The sequence below is a fragment of the Vibrio sp. Y176 genome (assembly GCF_033438945.1).
Window position 1 is genome coordinate 495,503 of the sequence record NZ_JAWOQS010000002.1, and the last position, 25,466, is coordinate 520,968.

Annotated in this window: 18 protein-coding genes and 1 pseudogene; 4 read left to right on the forward strand and 15 right to left on the reverse strand. The window is 44.9% G+C overall.

The genetic code is table 11. From position 1 onward, the window contains the following. Together R7O13_RS06405 and R7O13_RS06410 are read left to right on the forward strand one after the other, a co-directional pair. Positions 1-390 (forward strand): annotated as a pseudogene (locus tag R7O13_RS06405) (hypothetical protein); the annotation flags it as partial. A 4-nt stretch (positions 391-394) separates the two neighbouring features. Further along, complete coding sequence (locus tag R7O13_RS06410) at positions 395-2,041, forward strand: BatD family protein (RefSeq protein ID WP_318303324.1); 1,647 nt, start codon at positions 395-397, stop codon at positions 2,039-2,041. A gap of 133 nt (positions 2,042-2,174) precedes the next feature. Here the strand turns inward: R7O13_RS06410 and R7O13_RS06415 are convergent, their stop codons facing one another. The 5 genes from R7O13_RS06415 to R7O13_RS06435 form a co-directional block, all read right to left on the reverse strand. Beyond that, positions 2,175-4,292, reverse strand: coding sequence for a GGDEF domain-containing protein (locus R7O13_RS06415; protein WP_318303325.1), 2,118 nt, complete (start codon positions 4,290-4,292; stop codon positions 2,175-2,177). A gap of 328 nt (positions 4,293-4,620) precedes the next feature. Further along, positions 4,621-5,370 (reverse strand): phosphate ABC transporter ATP-binding protein PstB, encoded by a 750-nt coding sequence (pstB, locus tag R7O13_RS06420; RefSeq protein WP_005375156.1) that lies wholly within the window; start codon positions 5,368-5,370, stop codon positions 4,621-4,623. A gap of 60 nt (positions 5,371-5,430) precedes the next feature. Then, positions 5,431-6,294, reverse strand: coding sequence for a phosphate ABC transporter permease PstA (gene pstA / locus R7O13_RS06425; RefSeq protein ID WP_005383923.1), 864 nt, complete (start codon positions 6,292-6,294; stop codon positions 5,431-5,433). Between the two features lie 22 nt (positions 6,295-6,316). Further along, a complete protein-coding gene (pstC, locus tag R7O13_RS06430) occupies positions 6,317-7,249 on the reverse strand; it encodes a phosphate ABC transporter permease subunit PstC (RefSeq protein ID WP_005375154.1) in 933 nt (310 codons plus the stop codon). A 100-nt stretch (positions 7,250-7,349) separates the two neighbouring features. Further along, a complete protein-coding gene (locus R7O13_RS06435) occupies positions 7,350-8,171 on the reverse strand; it encodes a phosphate ABC transporter substrate-binding protein (protein WP_005375153.1) in 822 nt (273 codons plus the stop codon). 331 nt (positions 8,172-8,502) lie between these two features. Between R7O13_RS06435 and R7O13_RS06440 the strand changes: the two genes are divergently transcribed. Next, complete coding sequence (locus R7O13_RS06440) at positions 8,503-10,146, forward strand: methyl-accepting chemotaxis protein (RefSeq protein WP_262659740.1); 1,644 nt, start codon at positions 8,503-8,505, stop codon at positions 10,144-10,146. Positions 10,147-10,254: 108 nt separating this feature from the next. On the opposite strand, the gene R7O13_RS06445 is transcribed toward R7O13_RS06440, so the two are convergent. The 6 genes from R7O13_RS06445 to R7O13_RS06470 form a co-directional block, all read right to left on the reverse strand. Then, positions 10,255-10,830 (reverse strand): DUF1566 domain-containing protein, encoded by a 576-nt coding sequence (locus R7O13_RS06445; protein WP_053307911.1) that lies wholly within the window; start codon positions 10,828-10,830, stop codon positions 10,255-10,257. 1 nt (position 10,831) lies between these two features. Continuing rightward, positions 10,832-12,283, reverse strand: coding sequence for a DUF1566 domain-containing protein (locus tag R7O13_RS06450; protein WP_318303328.1), 1,452 nt, complete (start codon positions 12,281-12,283; stop codon positions 10,832-10,834). Between the two features lie 25 nt (positions 12,284-12,308). Next, positions 12,309-14,561 (reverse strand): proprotein convertase P-domain-containing protein, encoded by a 2,253-nt coding sequence (locus R7O13_RS06455; protein ID WP_262656293.1) that lies wholly within the window; start codon positions 14,559-14,561, stop codon positions 12,309-12,311. Between the two features lie 9 nt (positions 14,562-14,570). Then, positions 14,571-16,712 carry a TonB-dependent hemoglobin/transferrin/lactoferrin family receptor gene (locus R7O13_RS06460; protein WP_262656292.1) on the reverse strand — a complete coding sequence of 714 codons (2,142 nt, stop codon included), beginning with the start codon at positions 16,710-16,712 and terminating at the stop codon, positions 14,571-14,573. Continuing rightward, positions 16,713-18,710, reverse strand: coding sequence for a prolyl oligopeptidase family serine peptidase (locus tag R7O13_RS06465; protein ID WP_262656291.1), 1,998 nt, complete (start codon positions 18,708-18,710; stop codon positions 16,713-16,715). A 324-nt stretch (positions 18,711-19,034) separates the two neighbouring features. Continuing rightward, positions 19,035-20,378, reverse strand: a complete 1,344-nt coding sequence (locus tag R7O13_RS06470; protein ID WP_005383932.1) for a DEAD/DEAH box helicase — start codon at positions 20,376-20,378, stop codon at positions 19,035-19,037. Between the two features lie 550 nt (positions 20,379-20,928). On the opposite strand from R7O13_RS06470, the gene R7O13_RS06475 reads away from it, so the two are divergent. Beyond that, positions 20,929-21,183 carry an Lpp/OprI family alanine-zipper lipoprotein gene (locus R7O13_RS06475; RefSeq protein WP_005375145.1) on the forward strand — a complete coding sequence of 85 codons (255 nt, stop codon included), beginning with the start codon at positions 20,929-20,931 and terminating at the stop codon, positions 21,181-21,183. 26 nt (positions 21,184-21,209) lie between these two features. Here R7O13_RS06475 and R7O13_RS06480 read toward each other — a convergent pair whose 3' ends face one another. The 4 genes from R7O13_RS06480 to R7O13_RS06495 are packed head-to-tail and all read right to left on the reverse strand — an operon-like array spanning position 21,210 to position 25,321. Then, the gene (locus R7O13_RS06480) at positions 21,210-22,136 is read right to left on the reverse strand and encodes a L,D-transpeptidase family protein (protein ID WP_025768560.1); all 927 of its coding nucleotides are present in this window, start codon (positions 22,134-22,136) and stop codon (positions 21,210-21,212) included. Positions 22,137-22,142: 6 nt separating this feature from the next. After that, positions 22,143-23,558: a deoxyribodipyrimidine photo-lyase gene (gene phrB / locus R7O13_RS06485; protein ID WP_318303329.1), complete on the reverse strand. Its 1,416-nt coding sequence runs from the start codon at positions 23,556-23,558 to the stop codon at positions 22,143-22,145. A 22-nt stretch (positions 23,559-23,580) separates the two neighbouring features. Further along, on the reverse strand, positions 23,581-24,381 hold the full coding sequence (locus tag R7O13_RS06490) for a MerR family transcriptional regulator (RefSeq protein ID WP_033906723.1): 801 nt from the start codon (positions 24,379-24,381) through the stop codon (positions 23,581-23,583). Further along, positions 24,371-25,321 (reverse strand): DUF523 and DUF1722 domain-containing protein, encoded by a 951-nt coding sequence (locus R7O13_RS06495; RefSeq protein WP_318303332.1) that lies wholly within the window; start codon positions 25,319-25,321, stop codon positions 24,371-24,373. The genes R7O13_RS06490 and R7O13_RS06495 overlap by 11 nt, the downstream gene beginning before the upstream one ends. Between the last annotated feature and the right edge of the window lie 145 nt (positions 25,322-25,466).

Genomic DNA, 25,466 nt, shown 5'->3' on the forward strand with positions numbered 1-25,466 from the left:
CAACAGCAACAGCAACAGCAACAGCAACAGCAACAGCAACAGCAACAGCAACAGCAACAGCAACAGCAACAGCAACAGCAACAAAAGTCTCAAAACGAAGGGAAAGAAGCGCAAGGACAACAGTCACAAAATCAGCAGGATTCTGAAAATAAAAAAGAAAAACAAAAAACGGAACAACATCAACCGCAACGAGATGACAAGCAAGTGAAGGATCAAGGTGAACCAATACAGGCTAAAGCGCATCCCGAAAAAATGCATCAGGATGATCCTGAGTTTCGTCGACTAGAAGCAGTAGAAAGTGCTCGCGACCCAAGCTTTTTGATCCGTGCGCAAATGCAACTTCAAGCGCAACAAAAACAACCTCCACAACAATCTCAAAAGGAGTGGTAAGCCTGTGATGAACAAAGGCGTAAAACTGGTCTTTATTTTTGTGGCCAGCCTAATATCCAATTTCTCGGTGATGGCACAGACACTTCAAGCTAGTGTGAATAAAACACAAGTAGCCAAGAATGAAGTGATTAACCTCAGAATCATTTCAGATACTGAGCTCAGCTCAGACGCAATCGACTTCAACGTTCTAGAGAAAGACTTCTTCTTGGGTCAACCTCGTTATGGCCGCTCTAGCAATAACATTAACGGAAGAAAATCAGTGCGTACCGAGTGGAGTATCTCAATTGCACCAATGAAAGAAGGTGTTTTGACTATTCCAAGTTTTTCCGCTGATGGTATGAGAACGGAGCCGATCAAACTACGTGTCAACGCGAGCCAAACAGACCCCAATCTTGATGATCTATTTAGCTTCAATATTACGGTCGACAACAGTACGCTCTACCCTCAGCAATCTGCAACATTACGTATACAGCTTCTAATCAAAGCGGACACTCGACGCCTAGATAACCCACAAATAGTACCTCCGCAAATTGAAGGCATGAAGCTTGAGGCACTGGGTGGCTTACAGCAAAGACATAAGATCTTAAATGGGTTAGAAGTAGCGGTCATAGAGCAGTCGTTTCGCCTAACGGCCAATCAACCAGGCACTTATACCTTGATAGGTCCTAAACTGACCGGTTCTTATATTTATGGCGACAGCTTGACGGGCTCAACCAAAATAATGCCTATCAACACCAAAGCGGAACGCATGCCAATCACGGTCAAACCGATTCCGAGCGAATTTAAAGGTGAATGGCTTCCTGCTTCAGCGTTAGAAATGACACAGAGCTGGCAAGACGATCAAGGTAATCTACTGTCGACTAACGCGATCAACACAGTAAAGCAAGGTTCTTCACTCACTCGAACCATTCAAGTTAAGGCTCGCGGTACACAAGCCGAATATCTGCCACGAGTCAATATTAGTTACCCGAGTTCACTGCGCGTGTATCCCGAACAACCTAAGTTCGATAGCGGAAGAGATGGCACCGTTACCATGACGGTGAAGCAAGTCATTATTCCTACAGAGGCCGGGAGATATACCTTACCAGGATACGACTTGAACTGGTGGGACAGTCAAAATGATGAAGCGAAGAAAACAACGTTACCAGAGCTAACATTAGACGTAGAGAAAAATGACACTGGGCTAATCACGTTGCCGGAATCGCCTCTTTCAGCACCTTTAGTGTCAGCCCCTAGTCCTGAATCAAGCGGCGGTGTGAGCAGTCTCTGGCGAACGTTAACCTTTGTTTTCTTAGGGCTTTGGATAATGACATTGGGAATCGCAATTTGGGCATGGAAAAAGCGGTCAATAACAGCGAGTGGAACGGTTTCAAATACTGAACAACCACTTTGCATCGACGCGCTAAAAAAAGTCATCGAAGAGGGCGATGCTGCGAAAATTGAACGCTCTGTAAATGAGTATTTAACCACTCATCAAGACAGGTTAAACCCTGGTGACGTACAAGCAATTAAGCAAGAGCTTAATGCCATGAATCAAGCGCGTTTTAGTGCTAACCAACAACCTTGGAGCCCTGATTTGCTGCTAGCGAAAATTCAAAACCTTGGCAAAGCAAACGTAACGAAAACCGACCACCAACTCGAAAAGCTATAAATAACTAAATAACAATGGCAGCTCTCATGAGCTGCCAATTCTCTTATCCGGCCAAATTTTGCTTTAGCGGTTTTATCTAGAGCACCAACCGCCGCCTCTTCCCTATCAAGTTGCTCTTATGAACATCACTTACTCAACAAAACTTGGGCTCGTATTCGTATCGCCTTACACAATTTCGCCCATGATTCTTCGCTTGATAGAGTGCCTTATCCGACAACTGATATAAATGGTCGAAATTAAAGTCTTTGCCTTTCGCTTTATAACAGGAGTAACCGACTGAAACGGTAAGTAACTCCCCTTCTGGGTTATGTCGATGCTTTATCCCCTCGCCCTCGATACATTGACGAATGCACTCTGCTCTCAGTCGAACCTCCTCTTGATCAGAACCAATCATGAGCAACGCAAACTCCTCACCTCCGATACGGCAAAAAACTTCATCTTCACCTTTGGTATGATGATCCAAGATATAGCCAATTCGCATCAAGGCAATATCGCCTTCGAGATGACCATAGTGATTATTGAATAAGCCAAAATGGTCAATATCAATCAGGATCAGGCCAAACGACATGTCGTCTTCACACTCTAGGGCGCAATATTTTTGCATCACATGTTCTAACATGCGGCGATTACCAAGACGCGTCAAAGGATCGAGCTTAGAAAGTACCTCAAGCTGTCGATTGGCTTCCTCTAACTCTTTTGTTCGGTTCTGAACCTCCAGCTCTAAGTTTTCGTTTAATTCGCGAATCGCCTCTTGAGCTTGAGTACGTTGCAATACTTCAGCTAAGCTGGACGCGAACATACGAATCACTTCACGTAACTGAGAAGTTAAGGGCGCACGTGTCAGCAAATTATCAACAGCGATAAAGGCGATAGGACCACTGCTATTTGAAGTCAATACCGTCATCGCAGCCCAACCAAAGCCAACAATATTACAGTCATGATAAATAGGCACTGATTCTTCAAATGCGACTTCGTTTGGCATTGAGCGAGCCAGATTTATAAGAGAGAAATCTTGGGTTTCGCCAAAGAAGTAAGATTCATCCACCACGTTCCCTTGAATATCGGTGCCCCACGTTCCTTGCATGTAAGAGCAATTTTCATCAGTTAAAAACACCGCCATTCGATCAATACCAAGATTTTTAATGGCGAAAGTGACGGCCGATTTACATACTCCGCTGACAGTAGTGCAACGTGATAACTCAACCATGCTTGAATGCAACATGCGTACGTTTTGTTCTTGGCGCTTACGAATGTAAATTTGAGAGAAGAGTGAACCAAACGAGTCCAACATCTGTTTTTGATATGCCGTTATCGGCTTACGATGAATAAAGTTATCTAGCGCGAACCACCCAAACGGTTCATTGCCATCGCGTAAAATCAACATCGCATTCCAGCCCTGCCCGATGACCTTGCCTGCTGTGTATATTGGCGCGTCTTCTACAATCACTAAGTTGCTCTCAAGGCTAGATAACGCGGTGATATACTCCTCGCTAAGTTGGTGTAAATCATATTGTGTGTGAAATTCATCAATCGTAATTCCTGACTCATCCGTACCGTATGTACCACTGAAGCTACGCTTTTTCATATCGAGAAGCATCAGTGTAGAGCGATCAAACCCAAGTCGTTCACGTAACGCTTCGACGGCTTTGTAGTACAAGTCCTTTAAAGAATCAGGATTAGAGATTTCGAGTGCAACTTGCTGAACTAACTTCATATTTTCGATAAAGCGCTCGCGTTGGCTAATCTCATCAACATATTGCGCTTCACGAATATCTCTGTGCCTGATCTCTTTCGAGGCATTTTTTTCAGCACGAATACATTGCCAACGCGCCGCTGCGAGCTGCATTGCGTCGTAACTTTCTTCATAGATATTATGTGCTGTGCGAGCATGTACAGATTGAATCAGTAGGTAGGTACGTTTGATAGGCGTGTTGTCGAGCATCATGATGTAACTATCACCGCCTAAATCTCGGGTGTGATTCCAGTTACAAGTGTTAATCGCCAGAGGTATGATGCTTTCAGAGGTATCAAACTGACTTGCCCACTCCCAGAATGTCTCAGGATAGTTTTGGGTTGGGTAAAGCTCTCCGCGAGAGAAGCTCATTGAATGACGAGGGTTAATTGAAGGATCTTCAAAAATAGCGAGGGCTTGAGGGGAGAACAGACTCTCTAAATGATCAAAGATTGCCTCCGCTAGCAACCGATGGTCCCTCGTTGAAGACACTTTTCTTGTAAAACTTCTTAAACTCACCCTACCAACCTAATCTACTTTTTTATCCTCGATAAAAAACTACTTAGGCCATGATATGCAATCAATACGTTCAAATTTGAGCTGTTAAGTCATTCGCAAAATTATCAGATTTAGTGTTACATTCGAGAGCTCTTCAGCACTTTTAAAGCCATGTTTCACATAAGTTACATACTTTATAAACTGGGGAGGAAAGTTATGCTTATTTACAAGATTTTTTGTGTTGGTAGGCGTTATAAGCCCACGACTTAAAAAGAAAAAGGCCCCTCATCAAGAGGGGCAAAGTTACCATCGCTTATAGTTATTTAGTGATGCTTGTAAATACGGTGGATTAACCGAAATCACCATTTACGTAGCCTTGAGTACGGTCGTCTTGAGGGTTGCTAAAGATCACTTGCGTATCGTTGTGCTCAACCAGTTCACCCATTAGAAAAAACGCAGTGCGGTCAGAGATACGACGCGCCTGTTGCATTGAGTGAGTCACGATAACGATGGTGTAGTTCTTCTTTAGCTCTTCCATCAACTCTTCGATTTTGTGTGTCGCAATTGGGTCAAGTGCCGACGTTGGCTCATCCATCAGAATCACATCAGGCTCCATCGCGATTGTACGTGCAATACATAAACGTTGCTGCTGACCACCAGAAAGACCGAATGCGTGTGATTTAAGGCGATCTTTCACCTCATCCCAAAGTGCAGCACCGCGCAGCGAACGCTCTACCACTTCATCAATTGTCTTTTTGTCTTTGATACCTTGAGCACGTAAGCCGTAAGCCACGTTCTCGTAAATGCTCATCGGGAATGGGTTTGGCTTTTGGAATACCATGCCGACTTTGATGCGAAGGTCAGCAACATCAATGTTGCCGTAAATATCTTCGCCGTCCATCGCCAATTTACCTGTAATTTTCACGCCTTCGATTAGGTCATTCATTCGGTTCAAACAGCGTAGAAGCGTTGATTTTCCGCAACCTGACGGGCCGATAAGTGCCGTCACTTGGCGAACTGGAATTGGTAAGTTGATCGATTTCAGTGCTTGGTTGTCACCGTAGAATAGGTCTAGGTTTTCAATATCAAATTTGTTCATTGTCTTAATCTCTTAATTCTTGAATTCGTGTCTTTTAACGTGCGTTCTTAATTAGTGTTGTTAGTAAGTTGCGGTGTTAAAACGTCTAGCAATCAGTTTCGTTACCATGTTGATCAAGAGAACAACTACGATAAGCACTGTTGCCGTACCGTAAGCCTGATTCCATTCTTCAACGGTAAACAGTTCGGTAGTCAGTTTGTATAGGTGAACGGTTAGCGTACGACCTGAATCCAATAAAGAATCAGGAATACGTGCAACCATACCTGCTGTCAGGAATACTGGAGCAGACTCACCAATGACACGACCAATACTTAGAATGACCGAGGTTAAGATACCTGGCATTGCGCTCGGAAGAATCAAACGCCAGATAGTGTAAATCTTAGAAGCACCGAGGCCATAAGAGCCTTCACGGTACGTTTGTGGTACTGCCATCAACGCTTCTTCCGTTGTACGGATGATAACTGGCAGGATTAGGATACTTAGCGTCAATGCACCCGACAGAATCGAGAAGCCAAGGCCAAGAATCGCCACGAAGAAAGTCATACCAAACAGGCCGAAAATGATCGACGGGATACCCGCCAATGACTCGGTACAGAATCGGATGATTTTCACCAAACGACTGCCCACTTTCGCGTATTCGGTCAAGTAGATTGCCGTCATGATACCGAGTGGCGCTGCCACTGCGATAGAAGCGATAACCATGTAAATGGTCGCCACAATCATTGGAAAGATACCGTGCTCTTCACCTGTGCGCGTATAGTTATCAGTAATGAAGTTCCAATCTACGTGTTGTAGACCGTTTGATAGGATGTACCAGATAATCCAGAACAAAAAACCTACCGTTAGTGCTGCCGAGATCCAGACAAATGCGTTAAAGACATTATCTTTGAACTGGCGTGCTTTTTTCAGTTTTGCGCGATCCATAATAGTCACCTTTAACGAGCGATTACTTCGCTTTTTCTCGGTTTAGGTACAGTAGTACAGCGTTCAACGACATGATGAAGACCAGAAGTACTACACCTGTAGCGTAAAGTGCGTTCGCGTGAACACCACTTGCGTAAGACATTTCAATAGCGATGTTTGCAGTTAGTGTACGAGCCGAATCAAGGATGCCTTCTGGCATTGCCGGCGCGTTACCCATAACCATGATAATCGCCATGGTCTCACCCAACGCACGACCGATACCCAGAATCACACCTGTCATGATGCCTGAGCGAGCCGCTGGAACGAGCAATTTAAAGATGGTGTAGATTTTCGATGCGCCCAGTGCCAAAGAACCTTCTTTATAAGTACGAGGGACAGCGCGGATAGACGTTTCAGATACCGTAATTACTGTTGGTAGAATCATCACACCAAGAACAATAATACCGGCCAAGATAGTGTTACCTGCAGGTACATCAAATACCTTCTGAATCAATGGAACGATAATAACCAGACCGAAGAAACCGTAGACCACTGAAGGAATACCGGCTAGCAGCTCAACCGCAGGACGGATGATGTCTGCTAATCGCTTTGGTGCGATTTCAGCGATAAAAATGGCGGTCAGAACACCAATTGGAACCCCAACAATGACAGCACCAGCCGTCGATACGATAGATGCCACAATCATGGTGGCGACACCGTAAAGCGCAGGTGGTAACCAGTTTTGTCCTAAGACAATGCCCGATACGCCTGCTTCTTGGAATGCCGGAATACTCTCTCGAACGATGAAGTATGCAATAACGGCCAATGAAACAATGCCGATTACGGCACTCGTTAGGAACAAGCCGTGGAAGATGCGCTCTTTCCAGTCTACACGACGCTTCTCGCGTAGGCCTGACTTGCTGATAGCTCTAGCGTCAGTATTCATAAGCTTTTCACTATTTGTTGCGATGGTCATTTAAAAATCTCACGGTTCTGGGCAATGCCGTTGAACACAATGGATAGAAAAGGCTCAGCCCTAAACGTTGGGCTGAGCAAACTTTAGAGTCCCGATGGGATTAGTTAACTGAGATGTAACCTTTTTGGTCAACTAGCGCTTGCGCTTCGTCAGTTAGCATCCAGTCTAGGAATTTTTGCGTTTCTGTTGATGGCTTGCCTTCTTTGTAAAGAACAAGGAATGGACGCGCTACTTTGTAAGAACCGTTTTTAACGTTAGCTACCGTTGCATCAACGCCGTCGATTGCTAGCGCATTAACAGTGTTGTCTACAGTACCAAGAGAAATGTAGCCGATTGCGTATGGGTTAGATGCAACCATTGTTTTCAGTGCGCCGTTACCGTTTGCAACTTGAGCACGTTGAGAGATAGCTGATACTTTCTTACCAGAAATCTTCATTTTTAGAGACATGATGTCTTCAAATGCGCCACGAGTACCAGAAGCCGTGTCACGAGTAATGGCTACGATTGGCTTGTCTGCACCACCGACTTCTTTCCAGTTTGATACTTCGCCTTTGTAGATTGCAGTCACTTGCTCGGCTGTTAGACCTGGCAGTTTGTTTTGTGGGTTAACAACCACTGCGATACCATCACGAGCAACCACTTCTTCGATTAGTGTTGATTCTTTTTCAGAGTCTTTTAGATTACGAGAAGACATACCAAGGTCTGCTGAACCATTTTTCGCTGCTTTTACACCAGCTGAAGAACCAGGACCTTGAACTTCGATAAATACGTTAGGGTTCTTCTTCATGTACGTTTCAGAGAAAACTTCCATCAGTGGAGTTACGCTGCTAGAACCCACTGCAGAGATAGTTTCTTTAGCAGAAACAGGAGTCACTGCCATTGCGCCTAGAAGTGCGATTGCACCGATTACTGTCTTTTTCATCACAATTTCCTTAAGTGGCTTTATTGCCGTTGTGTTTCACTTGAACGGTGCTCACTTTAGAATTTGAATATGACAGTTGTGTTTCACTTAGTTGAACCCTCTATGACACGTTGTCATTTCTAACTATTAATTCCGCGACTTATCCCTCTCTCAATTTGAACGTAACGTTTTTATAACGTTGCCTCATGTTCAAGATGATAACCCCATCGATTTTGGTACATTTCATAACAATTAGATATGAGTAACTCATTGATTTGGCAAATATAACAATTAAAATCGAAATGCTTATTTATAAAAAAGATAATAATCAAACCGATAGAGGGTCAATCTCATGCGTCAATTTCTTAGTACGCTTTCTATTAAACTTCAGGTTTTTCTGCCTGTTCTATTCACAGTTATATTACTCATCATTGGACTGAGTGTCGGAATCGGTAAACTCGATCAAGCATTCAATAAGGTTTCGGCTTCCACCCATAAGCTAATCATTCACAAAGAGGAACTTAGCGGCATCGTAGACAACACTTACGCCATGCGCATCAAAGCCATTTATAGTCTATTTAGAGCCGAAGATGTTCAGTCTCTCAACCAAGAGCTTTCTGAGCGACAAAACAAAAACCGCGATTTTCTTAACTCCATAGACAATCTCCCTGGCGTTCAAAATGAAGTCAATGCTATGCGTAAGGCCATGAATCACTATGTTGATTTCACTCGCGTTACCATGACACCTCTGCTCACCACTAAACACTCTTCTGATTACACCACCTCTGATTTCAATCAAAAGTACGAATCTGCAATGGCTGAGTATCGATTAGCTGGCGAAGCGATGATCAACGCCATCGACAAACTATCTAAACAATTGAATCAAATCGTCACCGATGAAGTCGAAACGAATGGCGAACAACATTCAACCACGCTCACTTACAGCGCCGTCTCGCTTGCGGTGATCTTGAGTGCCGCTTCACTTATTAGTTGGGTACTCGCCAGCTACATCGTTGCGCCGATTCGTAACCTTCAAGTAACGATGCAGGAAGTCGCGAAGGGAAACCTACTAGTTAAGGCCGAAGCCATCGGGAAAAACGAAGTGTCTCAGCTGGCTCGAGATGTAAACCAGACCATAGAAAAACTGCGTGAAACTGTAAGCGCATTGGTTCGCATTAGTGAAGATGTGGCATCAGCATCAACCGAGTTAGCAACTGTTATGACTCAAAGCAGCGTCAACTCGGATCAAGAAAAGCAAGAAGTTGAGCAAGTAGCCTCTGCGATCAATCAGCTAGAGTCGACCGCAGCTGAAGTATCGACCAATGCACAAGAAGCCGATAGTGCATCAAATCAAGCACGTACGTTAACCTCACAAAGTATAAGCATGTTTGGGGAAAGTACTCGCGCAAGTGAAAAGATGGCGGAACAACTTAACGAAGCCGCTGCCGTCGTGACTTCGCTAAAAGAACAATCAGAACACATTGGTCGCGTGATCGAAGTGATTGAAGGTATTTCTGAGCAAACGAATCTACTTGCACTGAATGCAGCGATTGAAGCTGCACGAGCGGGCGAAAGTGGCCGAGGCTTTGCGGTAGTGGCCGATGAAGTACGTATGCTGGCAGCGCGAACTCAGGAGTCCACCAAAGAGATCCAAACCATTATAGAAGAGCTACAGCAACAATCTGGTCACGCAAATGAAAGTATGCATTCCAGCTTAGCCATGTTGTCAGACAACCAAGCTCTGACACAAGAAGTTAGCCAATCACTTGCTAATATCAGTAATGCTATCGCCGATCTGAACTCAATCAACACTCAAGTTGCAACCGCATCAGAAGAGCAGAAACAGGTCACGGCTGATATCAACAACAACTTAACGAACATCTATGAACTAGTGAGCCAGAACGTAACTGGCATTACGCAATCAGCCGCAGCAGCGCAAGAACTGTCTGGCTTAGCGGAAAACCAAAAACATCAGCTTAAGCAGTTCCAAGTTTAAATACTCTGCTCAACACGATAAGTTCCAAAGATTAGAAAAGAAAAAGCTCCGCACTGGCGGAGCCTATTATAAAGGCAAAGCTATCAACCCTTATTAACGTAATAATTATTATTCATCTGTCACTAACAAGAGAGAACTTTTGAAACTTGAGTTTAACGGATCTCTATTGAAAACCTCACCATTAGTCGTATCAAAAGTTGCAACATGCTTACCGTCGCCATTAGGTGTGTTGCTCCAGACATAACGCCCTAGAACATCATCTCCATCTGTCAGACTATAGCCGCTAGCAAACCCTGTACTATTTATGGCTGGGCTGTGGCAAGCTCGCTCAGTTAGAGATACCAGCTCTTTGATATTTGCTAGTCGCCAATTTTTTTTGTCAGCAAAATTGTGAAGAGGATGGTTGCCGTCCTTATTACGAATTTGTTTGGCTGTGGAGAGAGCGAGTTGCCATGACATTGTAGATCGCGTCCCCTGGCATTCTTGATTTCCTACATTCCATGTCATACCAACTGGACAGCGCATCCATGTAAGACCTGTTTTTAAGTCAGTTACGGTACCGTTATCAGAATATGTATAACGCGTGTTAGGTGCCGTTTTAGCAAAGTCAGTAGAACACTCTTGTGCAGCCATTGCAGTTTGAGAAGCCAAAGCAAGAGATAGTACAGTTATTAATTTCTTCATCTTATTGGCCCTTTACTGCTACTAGACGGATTGGGAATTGGTATGAGTCATCGGCGTCTGCACTTGTGTTGCTTGAGCGAATATCGACGAGTGAAATAGTGCCTCTATCTACGCCCCGAGAGATAATTGCAGGAAAATAAACCTCAGCATCAACGAGCTGTGATGATGTATTCACAAACGTAAAGTCGCTATGCCAAAACGCACCATACTCTAAATAAGGACTGCCTATCGTTTGCTGTGGGAAGTATTTAACATTGAAACCATACACGTTGTGTGGCGCATATTCCTCGTTCGGAGCGAACAGTGTTTGTTCACCAAAGTCTAATAAGTCATATGTTTCACGGTAAGTAGGCAAGCGCCAACCAGTGATTCCACATAACGATTGTTTGTTTATGTACTCAACATATTGGCTAGTGGTACAAACTTTATCACCAGCGTCTTTACAACCTGCAAGCTCTACATCTTTGCTAAATGGCTTAAATGTTTCAGACTCAAACGCAAATAGGCGATCTTTAAATTGAACCGAGCTCGCATCCGCACTCTTATTTTCCCAAACAAGACCAGTACGCTCGTCCATAGTACAAGCCCACTCAGTCGCATCTGCAGCTAAAGCTGCACCTTGTGAATCTAGCTTAACGAACTTAAAGCCAGCGCCTGTCGACGTTTGCTTGTCCTCTTTGTCGAAGCCGTATTCCGCATCTTGACCAGGGTAAGACGCTTGAACCTCTACTACGTCTGCTGCTCCTTCAGCAAAATAAAGAACGGCGCCCGTATCGTTACTACCAACCGTTTGTTCAGCAACCGCTACAATTTCTTCAGCAAATGCACTTACTTCCGCTTCAGACAGAAGATCAGAGGCCAACGATTTACCTTGGAAGCTAAGATTTTGAGCAAGCAGCGCTACGCCTTTGATCATTTGCTTTGGTTGCATCGCAGCTAATAGCACAACCGTGTTTTGCTCTAGCTTATCTAGCTCGCTGGCTTCTGCGTTAGACATCACCGTACCAGAAAGAGAAACGCCGGCATCGGCGAGTTGCGCTTTCACAATCTCTTCAGCTTGAGCAACGGTTTTACCGTCAATTACAAGACCCGCGAGCAACGTTGTTACACCATTGACCGTGTTACCCGTTGCTAAATTTTGACCCGGAGCCGCAAGACGCAACGTTTGGTTTGAACCTTGATCAACTTGAGCAAGAATGGTACTGGTTAGTACGTTTTTGTCGCTTGAAGTCAGGCTAAATTTACCGGCATTATCCGTTTTAGCACTCGGTTCAGTGGAATCACAAACGTAGTTTTGGTTTAAATCGATACATACTGGCGTATCAAGAAGTGTACCTGCAGAAACGATGGTGCCAGCTACATCATAGGTCGGTGCCGACGTGTCACCACCAGAACCTCCGCCACAGCCAGCAAGGGCTAGTGACATAGCAACGAAAGAATATTGAAACTTCATAGATTTTATCTTCTTTTGATTTTAATTAACGAGAGCGAATCACTCTCACCATTGAAAGCAGGAAAAGTCCTAACAAGGTCCAAGGCGAACCACTGCCACCTGAACCACCGCCACTGCTTTCTTTAGTGGTATCAGCACTACACTGATACTGAGCAAAGTGACTCACACCCCACTCTTTCAACACCCCAGAGTTCCCTGACACGCGGTCAGACACTTCGAGACGCCAAGTACCCCAACTCGGTTGCCCGACAAGTGCTTGTAACTCCTCGTCATACTGAGCGGTGAAGTAACCTTTAAATCCTTTGGTATTGCTTGATTGATGGCTAAGTAGCACGACCGATTTGCCTTGTGGAGACACAAGCGTCACTTGCAGATCTTGCAGTGAGTCATGTTCGATGTTCAGGTAAACCGCAAACGAATCATCAATCGTGCGTGACTTGTCCGATAGCGTCTGAGAGAACAGTCTGTCGCCCTGTTCCGGCAAAGCGGAGTTCACTGGTTGAGGCTGGATATCGAGCTCTGGCGTACCATTAACCAGCATCACCTTTTCACTCCACTGGTGAGTCTTTAGGCCTTCAGAAAATTGATAATCCAATGAAATAGAGGAATCGAATTGCGTGCCACATGTTAGACCGCTTGGTAACGCTACCTTCATTGAGGTCGAGTCAGAAAGCGTTTCATCAAAGTCGAAAACAGATGCGTTGTTTAGCTGCCATTGCCCTTTGATGCTCGCTTCACGGCCAGTTTGGCTCAGGCTCAAACCAACGTCTTGACCTTGTGCGATGTATCGAGCGTCATAGCGAACACGAAGAGGCGCTTTAAGTAAGTTGTGTCTGTTGAAGCTGTCCGTCAGGAATTGGGCGTAGTCTTTATTTGGGAACAAGGTGTTTGCGGCAAACACGGTCGACTCCGCCAGATCATGCATTTTCACGCCACGACCAATGCCGTACATGCCTTCAAGAACAATGGCGTCAAACTCGCGGAACACCCTATCGGTATCATCACCGTATCGTTCAACCGATGCTTTAAGCGCTTGAAACAGCGGCGTTGACCATAGCTCGTCACCTAGTTCACCGCCCACACTGACGTGCGCTGGGTACTCTGAGCTCTCGAAGTAACGTGCTCTTTGGTTCCATAAGCTACGAGTTGTTTTGCGTGTTCCGAACACACCGTCCCAGTTGAACACCGTATCTAACTCGAATTCTTGACCACGACGCGAAGCATCCAAATATTGAATGCGGTAGCTCGCGCTGCCCGCCCAGTAATCAGCAAAACCCTCTGCGATAGCACCAGTGTGACCGTACGCCCAATCCGGTACGATTTGGTAATGAATGCCATGCCCAAGCTCGTGTATCACGACATCAGCATCGACTGCATCCGGAGAAACACCACCGACACCCAGCATGAGTGCTTTCGGACCGTAATAGTAAGTAGAGTTATCTTTTGATAAACCGCGAGCGTCAAAACGAAGCGGTTCGTCAAACAAGTCGTAAGGCAGGCTTGTCAGATATTGGATCGAGCTATCAAGATGATAAAAAGCCATCAACTGTGGGAACGCATTGTCACCAAACTCGGTGCTTTGCATCTCATCAACACTGTCAAATGCTTGAACCCCTTCTGCGCTGAGAAAGTCCAACGTATCGAGTACAGGCGCTTCACCAGGTGTTGGGGCTGCAAATAAGCCCGTCGCATCCACTTGCTTCAATCTTGGGTTAGACAAATAGAACTTACCGCCGGACTGTAAAACCTCAATCGACTTGGTGACGTACTCGATCGGCTGAGGGTAATCAGACAGTGCTGACCACGTCGATTCTGGTGCCGCTTGCTGTTGCATGGTGCGAAGATCTGGGTTGAATAAAGAAACCTCAACATTAACCAGACTTCCAGAGCTCAAAGCAGGTGGCTCTTGTGCTTGCAGTTGGCGAGGCGATTCCAATTCCATTGCAACCGTTGGTTTACCGTTGCGAATGATCGTATCTTCAAGGCTCTTAAACACTCGCACAACGTGATGATTTTTATCGGTTGTTACTACTAGGGTGCGCTGTGCTTGATATTCACCGTTTACCCAAACATCAAAATTGTAATGCTCACCAAGCTGAGACTGGGTTTTGTAACGGAACTTAAACTCGCCCGCTTCTGAGTAGTGGCTATCTAGATAAGTTTTCGCTTGCGCTTCATTCGTTACCACAGAGTCCGTTGCGGGATAATCCCACTCTGCAGCCTGTGCCGCAGGGGTACAAGCAATAAGCAGCGAAAACGCCAATGGTTTTAGCTTCATGATTTCGTCCTAGAATTCGTATTTTGCAGTCAGCGTGAAGTAGCGCCCTGGCTCAGTTGAGTAACGCTTACTTTCCTCAGCGATACCCGCTACGTCTTGGTATCGGATGTATTCTTTGTCGAATAGGTTGATGATGTTTGCGCTAACACGAAGGTCTTTGGAAACGTGGTAAGTTGCGCCGATATCAAACGTATTCCACGCGCTTGTCTGCGCACACTCTGTCGCTAGGCCAAGCGTGGTCTGGCATTTAGGAACGCGATCCATAGCTGCGGCCCAGTTCCAAGCCACGTAAGCGTTGAAGTCTTGGTTGGCGTATTTCAGTTGAGCGTTACCTTCGAATGGCGTAATGCTTCGAACGTATTCGCCTTCCGCGTCTTTGCCATCTACGTAGCCAAACTTAGTGCTGATGTCCCATTGTTTGGTGAGCGCGTAACCCGCAGAAAGCTCTGCGCCATAAGTCTCTACGCCATCAAGGTTTTGGTACTGTTTGATGTAATTACCAGTGCTTGAGTCAAAGCCCGTGGTCACAACGTCGATGAAGTTTTCAAACTTGTTGTAGAACAAAGACGCATAGACATACGCACGACCGTTATCGAACTTGTTACCGATTTCAAATGAGTCGGAAGTTTCAGCTTCTAGATCCATGTTTGGTGCAATGACAAACGGCGTGAGCGGCACAAAGTCGTGGCTTACGAAGCCATACGCTTTATCGTATTCCGGAGCACGGTAACCATGGTTATAAGATACATAAGCGATGTTGTTGGCAAACATTTCACGAGAAACCGAAAGACTTGGAGATACCTCTGAGCTATCCATGTCTTTTAATGGGAAGCCGCCCACTTCACCCGCACCGTCTGGCGTGAGACGGTGCGCATCAAAGCGTAGGCCACCTGTGATGGTCCATTTATCCAGTTCCACCATGTCTCGGACATACAAGCCAATGTTATAAGCACGAGCAGGAGCGAAAGGTTGTTTGGTCGAAGGTGTTACTCCGTTCCAATCAATCTTGGAGTCGCTATCTGTGCGTTCGTAATAGTCAGTAGAAAGCTCGACACCGTAAGCCAATTGGTGCTCAGCATTTGCTGCATAAATCGTATTGGTGAAATCGCCACGGAAGCCAATTGTTTCGTCAATGAAGGTTTTGTGTTCCAGCTCGCGACGCTTGGTGATCAAACCATTGTGATCCACTTGGCGCATTAAACGGTTGGTGTCTTCCACCACTTCGGTGTGACGCCAGTAAACTTTGGTATCCAACTCTTCGAACCAAGTTGGATTAATCGGAGTCACCTCTGCACCAATATAAGCGCTGTACTCTTCCGTGGTTTCATCCTCAGCAAAGTCTTCAATATGCCAAATTCCATCAGGTTGAATGGACGGTGAACCCTCCAAACGCTCTTGGTTCTGGGTGTAGAGTTCCGCTTTGGCTTTCAACATCACCTCTTCATTGAAAAAGTGGTTGATCGTATAAGCACCGCTGTAACCATCGAGGTCGCGGTTATACAAATCTTCATCAAAGTTACGTGTCTCTTGTCCTTGCCAGTATGAAACGTTAAACAAACTCTCTGTATCACCGGAACGAAAAGCTAGATTACTCGTGCCTTTGTACTTGTTGCTGATATCGGTGTAAGTACCGGAAACATCGGTGTAGAAGTCTTTGTCTTTTAAGAAATCACCCGGCTGACTGGATTCTAAAATCACCACACCGCCGATCGCGCCAGAGCCATGCACCGAAGAACTTGCCCCTTTAATGATTTGCAGCGATTCAAAATTGGATAAATCAAAAGTATCTCGCCCAACGGCATCATTAATGTCATTCGCACCGAAGCCATCCGCAGAACGAATGCCATCACGAACGATCATAATACGGTTACCCGTCATACCACGGATGGTAATGTTTTGCGGACGTCCTGCACCGCCCGTCACGCTTACACCAGGTTCGTTACGCAGCACGTCATATAGCTCGGTCTCGCCTCTTTCTTCGATTTGCTCGTTTGTGATAACCGCGACACTACCTGCCACTTTTGACAATGGCTGATCGATTTTATTGGCGGTTACCACCACCTCTTCCATTGAGAAAACCTTAGATTCGGCGTGCACTTGACTGGCAGCAAGTACCGAAAGTACTGCCGCTGACACTGGGGTAAGCTTCATTTACTGCTCCGCTTTAGATGTTTTAATGAGTGATAGTAGAAATGCGTATTCTTTTGCTTGTTGTTCTTGCGCTTGTCGCGGGTCCATTTGGTGGCCCGAATTAAAATCAGTTTGCAACAAGTACGGCCCGTTGCGCTCACTTAACGCTGAAACTTTAGCGAGATACTTTGCGCCTTCCCAATATGGCACGCGCTGATCGATTAAACCGACTTGAACAAACATGGGTGGGTAAGCGTCTTTATGGATATTGAGAATCGGATCGTACGCCTTCATTAACGCCAATTGTTCAGGTTTGGTTGGGTTACCCCATTCGCCATACTGCTGTGTGGTAAGCGGAAGTGAGGTATCCGTCATACTTGCAACCACATCAACAAAAGGCACTTTAAGTACGACACCTGAAAACAATTTAGGATCTTGATTAACCGCTCCGGCCACCAACGTGCCACCAGCACTAGAACCGATGGCGAAAACCTCTCTATTGCCACGTTCGAATGTTTGCAGCGCCTTCGCGGCCGCGACAAAATCACCAATAGAATTGGCTTTTCGCACACCACGGCCTTGCTCGTGCCATTCATCGCCAAAGTACCCACCACCACGGACATGGGCGATAGCGTAAATCACACCTTGGTCGAGTAAACTGATAACCTGAGGCATAAAGTACGGTTTCATCGTAAAACCATACGCGCCGTAACCGTAAATCATCACAGGAGATTGTGGGTGCAATTTGTCTTTGCGATACGCCAAAGAGACAGGGACAGAAACGCCGTCGTGCTTAATAAAAATACGTTGGGATACATAACGCTGACTATCAAAGTCTTGGTAAGCATCTTGAGAGTACAAGGATTTATTCAGCGTTTTTACATCGAACTCTTCCCACTGAGGAGGCGTAGTCATCGACATGCTTCGGATACGAATTTTGTTTGATTCAAAATCGCCCAATGTGCTTAGCCAAGCGACATTACCATCGTGTTCCAATGGCAGTATCACTTTTTCCTGCCCTTGGTAAGAATACACCGTCAAAGTCGACACATTGTTTGGCTTGCTAAGTGCCACAACTCCTGCATCATAAAGGTAGAACTGTTCAAGCGGCTCACGAGGATTGGTGAAGCGTTGCCATGTTGCGCCAAGCGGTGCGAGTTCGACTTGGTAAAGGGCGAACTTTCCTTCAAGGTTGCTTTTCAGATAAATGTAACCTTTCGCCACATCCGCGTAATATTCCACACCCACTTCAGGCTTTCGCAATGAATCTGAGACAGTGCCCGTTTCTAGGTCGACAAGCTTCTGCTCTGTTGTTGACTCGTTGTTGCTTTGCAGCACAGCATAACGGCTATCTGCCGCACGATAGAAAGAAAGTAACCAATCTGACTTGGGTTCATTCCATAGGACTGTTTTTGCCAAAGATTCAGTGGAGATACGTAAGATCTGATGAGGTCGCTGAGTGCGCTTTTCTTTTGCAACGAGGAATGCCACTTTCCCGTTAGGTGACAACAATACGCCACTATCGACGTGCGTCGCCAGTTCCGTAGATTGACCGGAGAGTAAATCAACAACCACAGCACGATATTGTTCGCTACCGTCGATATCTTCCGTGAAAAGAAGCGTGTCACCATTCACTTGCCATTGACCAAGTTGGTAGTACTGATGCGCAGATTGTCGTTCATCGAAATCGAACACCACGTTTTCTGGTGCATGTTGACTCGCACGGGATAATAGTAAGTAACGACCATCGCGACGCGTTAGCGTCCATTCTCTTCCACTCACGATCGACCATGGCTTATCACCTTTGTCTGCCACCATGGTATCCCACTGCGTGAGTAGGTTTTTTGTCAACGTCTGATAACTTTTTTGGTGCTGTTCAGTTTTGTGGTTTTGTTCTGTTAGGTAGGTAAGAACTCGCTCATCTTTACGAGCATCATCTCGAAGCCAGTTGAAATCATCAGCAGCAAAGCCAGAACTAGAGGTAATTATGAGCCCTAAAAAAACATGAGTAAATTTCATATAGAGAGCGAATTCATTTATAGGATTAATACAATGGCGCGTATTCTGCCCTTAAATAAAAATGAGATCAATTATCATTTTCATAATCATGTGAGGTTTTTATCTAGTGTGTGAGGAAAAACGTTTGCTTTGACCGAGGTAATAAAACTTAATAACTTCCTAAATTAGCGTTCTATGCTGTTTATATACAACCAGACAAATATAAAAGCTGACAAACGAGTGAGTATGGAAAGACGCTATTTCACCTAGCGACAGACATAAAAAATCCGAGTGCGAACACTCGGATTTTTAAGAACTAAAATCAATGGGAAACTACAGCAGCTTTTACTCTTCAGAGCTCGGTGCCGCTGGTTTTTTCTTAGGGATGAAGACATCATCACCCACAGATACGTTTTTGTAGAAGCTCTTGTCACGCTTAGCTGGTTTTTTCGCCGACTTTTTCGCTTGAGGGCGAGCTTTCTTTGCGGTCGCTTTCTTATTGCGAAAATCTGGTTTAGGTGGCTTAAGGCCTTTAAACTTACCTTTCAAATCTTCGAACACTGAAAACTCAAGATCTTGTTGTAGGTATGCTTCTACACGTTTAAAGCTATCCCAGTCTTTTGGACCAACAAGAGAGATTGCATCCCCTTTGTTTCCAGCACGACCAGTACGACCAACTCGGTGTACGTATTCTTCAGTATGCTTTGGCATATCGAAGTTGATGACGTGTGTCACAGTTGCAATATCCAAACCGCGGGAAGCAACATCAGTCGTTACAAGGATCTTAAATACTGCGCGCTCAAACTGACTCATAATGGTGTTACGTTGAGTCTGGTTCAAGTTACCACTCAGTGCTACAGCCTTCAGTTTCTTTTCGTTTAGCTTTTCTGTTAGTCGCTCAGTATCATCACGCGTTGCCGTAAAGATAATAACTTGACGGTATTCAGCCTCAGAAAGAACACGATCTAAAATTGCCTCTTTATGATCCAGGTGATCACACAAGTAAAATTTTTGCGTAATATCTTTATGTTCTTCGTTAGAAACGCCGATAGCAATTCGCTTTGGCGCATTGAGCATTTCAGCCGCGATTTCATTGACGTCTGCATGATCTAATGTCGCAGAGAACATCAACGTTTGACGACGACGATGCTTGGCTGCTTTATGAATGCGACGAAGCTCTGGTGCAAAGCCCAAATCCAACATACGGTCTGCTTCGTCAAGAATCAGCGTTTCCAAACCATCCAGATAAAGCGAACGATGATCTAAGTGATCAGCCAAACGTCCTGGTGTCGCCACGATAAATTTCGGGTAACGACGCAGAGCTTTTACCTGATCGTTAAAGTTCTCACCACCCAAAATCAGTGCTGCTTCATAAGATAGGCCAGCTAGCATAGAACGAAGCTCACCATATACTTGTTTCGCTAGCTCACGAGTAGGAGCAAGGATAACCGCGCGAGGGTCTTTCGCAGAAAACGATTTTGTCTTTAAAGACTTATGAAGCATTGGCAATACAAACGCCAAAGTCTTGCCCGAACCTGTTTTCGAAGATGCCAATAGATCCTTGCCTGCAATCGCAACAGGAATCGCCTGCTGCTGAATGTCAGTCGCTTTTTTAAAATCGTAGTGTTTTAGGTTCTTCAACAATCGGTTGTCTAGGCCTAGATCTTTAAATTGCAAAGTATTCTCCAATAAATCAGTCAGCGTCTGAGCGCTCTGTAGTGTCGTTTCCGCTCTAACGCAGCAAAAAAATAAAGCTCGGTATAATACCGCAAATCATAGGAGTATAGATAGAGATCACACAAACTAATTCCCTGTGGTGACGGTAAAACATCATTTGTGGCTCAGTTCAGAGTAAACCCTAGCCTTTTTGATGTGCATCTGAACGTGAAGTTCAGTGAAAGGCCTTTCAGATATATCTTCTATTCTTCAACAAAACGACGTAAATAGCAGTTATTTGGGCCAATAAACTTTCATTTGTGTCAATATCGTCTAAATTATTGATATCAGGAACGTGGCAAATACACCTGCTATGAAAACTGTTGTGAGAACGAAATAAAGGATAGGTAGTTAAACTTTGTTAAGTTCAGGTAAAAGTTGACGTCAGGTACTCCATGAAATTCTTGGGTTTTTTTGACTTTTGCTACATCATGTACTGATAAAATGTAACCACATTTAACCTCGCTACTGTATAAAATAATAGTTAGTAGCGAGACTTTCACTATAAGCAAGGAGTTCTTATATGAACAAAACGTTGATCGCAGCTGCAGCAACTTCAGTACTTCTACTAGCCGGTTGTGCTTCTTCTGATGACGCAGCTACAGCAAATGCAGCAAAATTAGACGAACTAAGCAACCAAGTTAGCCAACTAAGCCAAGACGTACAAGCTCTTCAATCTGACGTTCAAAAATCAGGCGCAGCAGCAATGGCTGCTCAAGAAGAAGCTGAGCGTGCTAACGAGCGTATCGATAACATCGCTCAGTCTTACACTAAGTAAGATTTAATACCGCGTCTTAACGCCCGTTAAGGCGCGGTTATTTCGATAGGAACCCCATTCTGTGCAGCGATTGCTGCTTTAGCCTTCACGTTTTTCATACCGAATTCATCCAACCACCACTTTAACTCTTTCGGCACTTTGAGTTCATCTTTCTCGCCATTACTACGAGTCAAAGGCTCATGTGCTTCTAAGAACACACTTCTGTCAGGCTCAAGTGTCATTTTGATAGGCTGGTTAATGATGTTAACGTCTTCACCGTTACGAACCTTGTCAAATAACCACTCAATGTCACTTGGGTCCATACGAATACAACCCGCGCTGACCCGCATACCAATCCCAAAGTCCTTGTTGGTACCATGAATTAGGTATTCGCCATTCCCGTAAGCTAAACGCAATGCAAACATACCAAGTGGATTATCAGGCCCCGCAGGAACAACGGCTGGTAGGTCAATGCCCTTTGCTTTGTACTCGGCACGAATAGAGGCTGGAGGAGTCCATGTAGGGTTCGGTCGTTTTTGGCTGATACGCGTTGTCATTACTGGGGTATCGCGCCCTATTCGGCCAATTCCGACAGGAAATACATGGACAATATCCTCTCCTTTCGGAAAGTAATATAAGCGCAGCTCGGCTAGATTAATAACGATACCTTTATAAGGTACGTCTGGGAGGATTAGCTGTGTCGGAATAGTAAGAACATGCCCCTCTTCTGGTAAGAAGGGATCCACGCCTTTGTTTGCGGCCATTAAACCTAGCATACCCACATCGTAGAGCTTAGCGATATTTGCCATGGTTTCGCCTTCTTGCACGACGTGGTTTTCAAGGCGACCAATTAAACGGCTTCCATCCTCTGGTAATTCGTACATCTTAGCGAATGATAGACCACTCACTAAAGATAACGACACAGATAGCAGGGTACGTTTTGCGAAACTCATTGATCGCTTTTTGCTAAGCATTTCACTCTATTCCTTGGCACTTTTAAAGAGCTGTAAGGTTATCTCTCTTTCTGTCTTGTGATCAACCATCGGCTTGTGATATTCCAGTAAAGAAAAGCCCTCCCAAGTCCAAGGTTTATGGATGTATTTGTTCGGTACACTTTTGATTTCTGGTACCCAGTGGCGCACAAATTCACCATTAGCATCGAACTTTTCGCCTTGGCTTATCGGGTTGAAAATACGAAAGTATGGCTGCCCGTCACAGCCCGTAGAGGCAGACCATTGCCAGCCACCATTGTTCGCTGCAAAATCGCCGTCCACCAGCTTACTCATGAAGTACGCTTCTCCCCATCGCCAATCAACATGTAAGTCCTTGGTAAGAAAGCTCGCGACAATCATACGTAATCGGTTGTGCATCCAGCCTGTTTGATTGAGCTGACGCATTGCTGCATCAACGATTGGGTATCCTGTTGTTCCTGTCTTCCATCGCTCAAAGGCTTTCTCATCATAGGACCACTGGATTTTATCCTCCCAATCGATAAATCCTTTGCCTTTGACGAGTTTTGGTTCGAAAACCAATAGGTGCTGATAAAACTCACGCCAAATGATCTCACTTAGCCAAGTTGCTTTCCCTTCTGTAAGGTCATTTTGTTGATTTTCAGCATACAAACGAGCAATACACTGCCTTGGTGATAGCGCGCCAATCGCAAGGTATGGAGACAGTTGGCTAGTGCCATCAATAGCTGGAAAGTCTCGCTCGCTTTGATACGCGTCACTGCGCTCCCGTGCAAATTCCCTAAGCTGCTTCAAAATATCATTAGTCGAAGCCAGCCAGTCTTCACTGGATTCTCGAGGATAGCTAAATGTGAAGCTTGAATTAAATCGAGCCGACTCTAATTGTTCGAGTACCTTTTTATTGAGTGGCGCTTGCTCGTGAGGTTTTACTACCGTCGGCATATGGAACTGCGTTAACCAAGCACGCTTGAATGGCGTAAATACCTTAAAATATTCGCCTTGCTTATTAAGAACCGTCGTTGGCGCGTGCACACATTTGTCATGAAACAGTTCAAATTCGATATCGTGAGAAGCTAACGCTTCACTTACTTGTGTATCCAGCTCTCGTTCGTTCACCTCATAATGAATGTTTGCCATAACAGACGTGGCTTCAAGTGTTTCCGCCCACCCACTAATCACATCTGTACAATCGGAAAACGACGGCACCTCTTTGTACAAAAAAGGAATATTAAGGCTTTCAAGCTCCTCGTTAAGACAAGCTAAGCGACGAGCAATGAGATCTGCCTGCATCGGCGCCATGTGATGCTCCCGCCACTGCTCTGGCGTCGCGATAAAGCAAGCGACAACAGGCTGACCTGAATCCAACGCCGCTTTGAGTGCCGTGTGGTCTAACGCACGTAAGTCACGTCGAAACCATACTAAAATCATGGTAGCTCCTATCTTTTGTCTACTAAGTTAGGTGTAATTTCTCTATCACTTCAGAGCACCCCATCCGATCACCTAGTTGTGCGTGAAGCATTTTGATGGACGCTACTTGTTTAGCAGCTAGCGCTTTGTTGGAGAAAAGGTAGATAAACGAACCATTTTCAACGACCTCGTGATCTAGTAGACCAGAAACATCATCAACCTTATCGATCAAAGTCGTGTGATACCCTTGTTCGCAAAGCTTCGCTGCTTGAATCCAACTCTCAGACTCTCTGTTTTGTTCAAAGCTAATGAGCAGACACTTTCCTTTGGAAGCGGCTTTGTTTTCAGAATCGATAACAAGGGCAAGTCGAGTGATCAAACAAGTCTGAAATAACCCTACCTGTAAAGATCGCAGCGATCCTTTTACCATGTCTAGCGCATCAAATACTGGGCTAATAAACTGATCAATAACGAGTTTTAGTGGATACTCTTTAAGAACAGAGGCAAGTAAACTCTCTGCTTTTCCTCGATTCAGGGTAGACAGCGCAAGCAGCATGTTTTCAACTTCTTCGAGTGTGCGAACCTCGTTTTTGACTTCGACATCGGCGCTTTTTCCTAGCAGCCCCTTCACTTTACCAATCGAAATCCCCTTCGCGAGCCAGCTCTGGACTTCGCGAATCGTATCGAGATCTTGCTGGCGATAAAGTCTGTGTCCTTTTTCAGTTCGCTGAGGTTGGATCAAGTTGTATCTTCGTTGCCAAGCTCTCAGCGTAACTGGTTTTACACCCGTGATTTCTGCGACATCTCGGATCGCGTATAGTTTTTCTTCTGAACTACAAACCATAGCGTAATCTCATCTCCTGCGGATACGGTTCTAAAAACTTCTGTTTTGCTAAATACTCGTCTGGGTAAGTATTTAAGTAATGCTTAATCAATGTAAGTGGTGCTAGCAGAGGCAGCATTCCGATACGGTAGTCGTGAATCACTGTCGCTAACTCTTCTTTTTCTTCTTTAGTTAGTGAGCGTTTGAAGTACCCTTGTAAATGCATCAACACATTTGTGTTGTTTTTGCGGCTAGCCCGATTCGTTAACGCCTTCATAAGTCCTAAACGATACTCTTGGTAAAAGTCTTCAATTTCATAATTAGCGACATCAGCGACTAAGCGGCCAAGGGAGCGGTATGACTCTGGGTGGTGTGCCATTAACGTCAGTTTGTAGCGCGAATGAAAGTCGATGATTTTGCCACGAGTAGGCTCACCTTCCATCGAGCCGTAAAAGTCATTTAGACAAAATACTCGAGTAATAAAATTTTCTTTCAATACAGGGTCGTTAAGTCTGCCATCCTCTTCAACAGGCAACCAAGGCATTTTTTGCATCAATGTTTGTGTATACAAGCCAACACCTTCTTTCGCAGCACTGTTCTTGCTGTAAACCTTGACTCGCTCCATGCCACAAGTTGGTGACTTGGCACAAACGATGTAACCACAAAGCTGCTCGCTTTGAAGTTCATCTACTTTATTGGCCGAGTAAGTGAGCATATTGTCGGTATGATCATTTTCTGGATTTTTGGTTTCAACCAATGCAACACGCTCTTCATTAGAAACAAGACGAATTGTTGGACGGGGTACTGGCATACCTACGCCGACTTCAGGGCATACCGAAACAAAGTCAAAATACGGGCTGAGCTCTTTAGTCACAAAGTTGCTCACCTTATGACCAGAGTCAAAACGCACTCGTTCACCCAAAACACACGAACTGATACCTACTTTGATTGAAGATTCCATGATGACGCATCCCTATACAAAAAGTTTTGTTGTATAACTTATAGCAAGCCTTTCCAGATTGTACAAGAAAATAAGTTGTACAATTTAATCGTTTTACTTCACTCGAAAGTATTTCGATCAACCAGCTGTCAGAAAAAAGTTTGGC

Excerpts from the sequence above, each read along its gene's own strand:
- R7O13_RS06475 (WP_005375145.1), top strand. The coding sequence starts at position 20,929 with ATGAACAAAACGTTGATCGCAGCTGCAGCAACTTCAGTACTTCTACTA.
- R7O13_RS06465 (WP_262656291.1), bottom strand. The coding sequence starts at position 18,710 with ATGAAATTTACTCATGTTTTTTTAGGGCTCATAATTACCTCTAGTTCT.
- R7O13_RS06495 (WP_318303332.1), bottom strand. The coding sequence starts at position 25,321 with ATGGAATCTTCAATCAAAGTAGGTATCAGTTCGTGTGTTTTGGGTGAA.
- R7O13_RS06435 (WP_005375153.1), bottom strand. The coding sequence starts at position 8,171 with ATGAAAAAGACAGTAATCGGTGCAATCGCACTTCTAGGCGCAATGGCA.
- R7O13_RS06460 (WP_262656292.1), bottom strand. The coding sequence starts at position 16,712 with ATGAAGCTTACCCCAGTGTCAGCGGCAGTACTTTCGGTACTTGCTGCC.
- R7O13_RS06455 (WP_262656293.1), bottom strand. The coding sequence starts at position 14,561 with ATGAAGCTAAAACCATTGGCGTTTTCGCTGCTTATTGCTTGTACCCCT.
- R7O13_RS06440 (WP_262659740.1), top strand. The coding sequence starts at position 8,503 with ATGCGTCAATTTCTTAGTACGCTTTCTATTAAACTTCAGGTTTTTCTG.
- phrB (WP_318303329.1), bottom strand. The coding sequence starts at position 23,558 with ATGATTTTAGTATGGTTTCGACGTGACTTACGTGCGTTAGACCACACG.
- R7O13_RS06445 (WP_053307911.1), bottom strand. The coding sequence starts at position 10,830 with ATGAAGAAATTAATAACTGTACTATCTCTTGCTTTGGCTTCTCAAACT.
- pstB (WP_005375156.1), bottom strand. The coding sequence starts at position 5,370 with ATGAACAAATTTGATATTGAAAACCTAGACCTATTCTACGGTGACAAC.
- pstA (WP_005383923.1), bottom strand. The coding sequence starts at position 6,294 with ATGGATCGCGCAAAACTGAAAAAAGCACGCCAGTTCAAAGATAATGTC.
- R7O13_RS06450 (WP_318303328.1), bottom strand. The coding sequence starts at position 12,283 with ATGAAGTTTCAATATTCTTTCGTTGCTATGTCACTAGCCCTTGCTGGC.
- R7O13_RS06480 (WP_025768560.1), bottom strand. The coding sequence starts at position 22,136 with ATGCTTAGCAAAAAGCGATCAATGAGTTTCGCAAAACGTACCCTGCTA.
- pstC (WP_005375154.1), bottom strand. The coding sequence starts at position 7,249 with ATGACCATCGCAACAAATAGTGAAAAGCTTATGAATACTGACGCTAGA.
- R7O13_RS06490 (WP_033906723.1), bottom strand. The coding sequence starts at position 24,381 with ATGGTTTGTAGTTCAGAAGAAAAACTATACGCGATCCGAGATGTCGCA.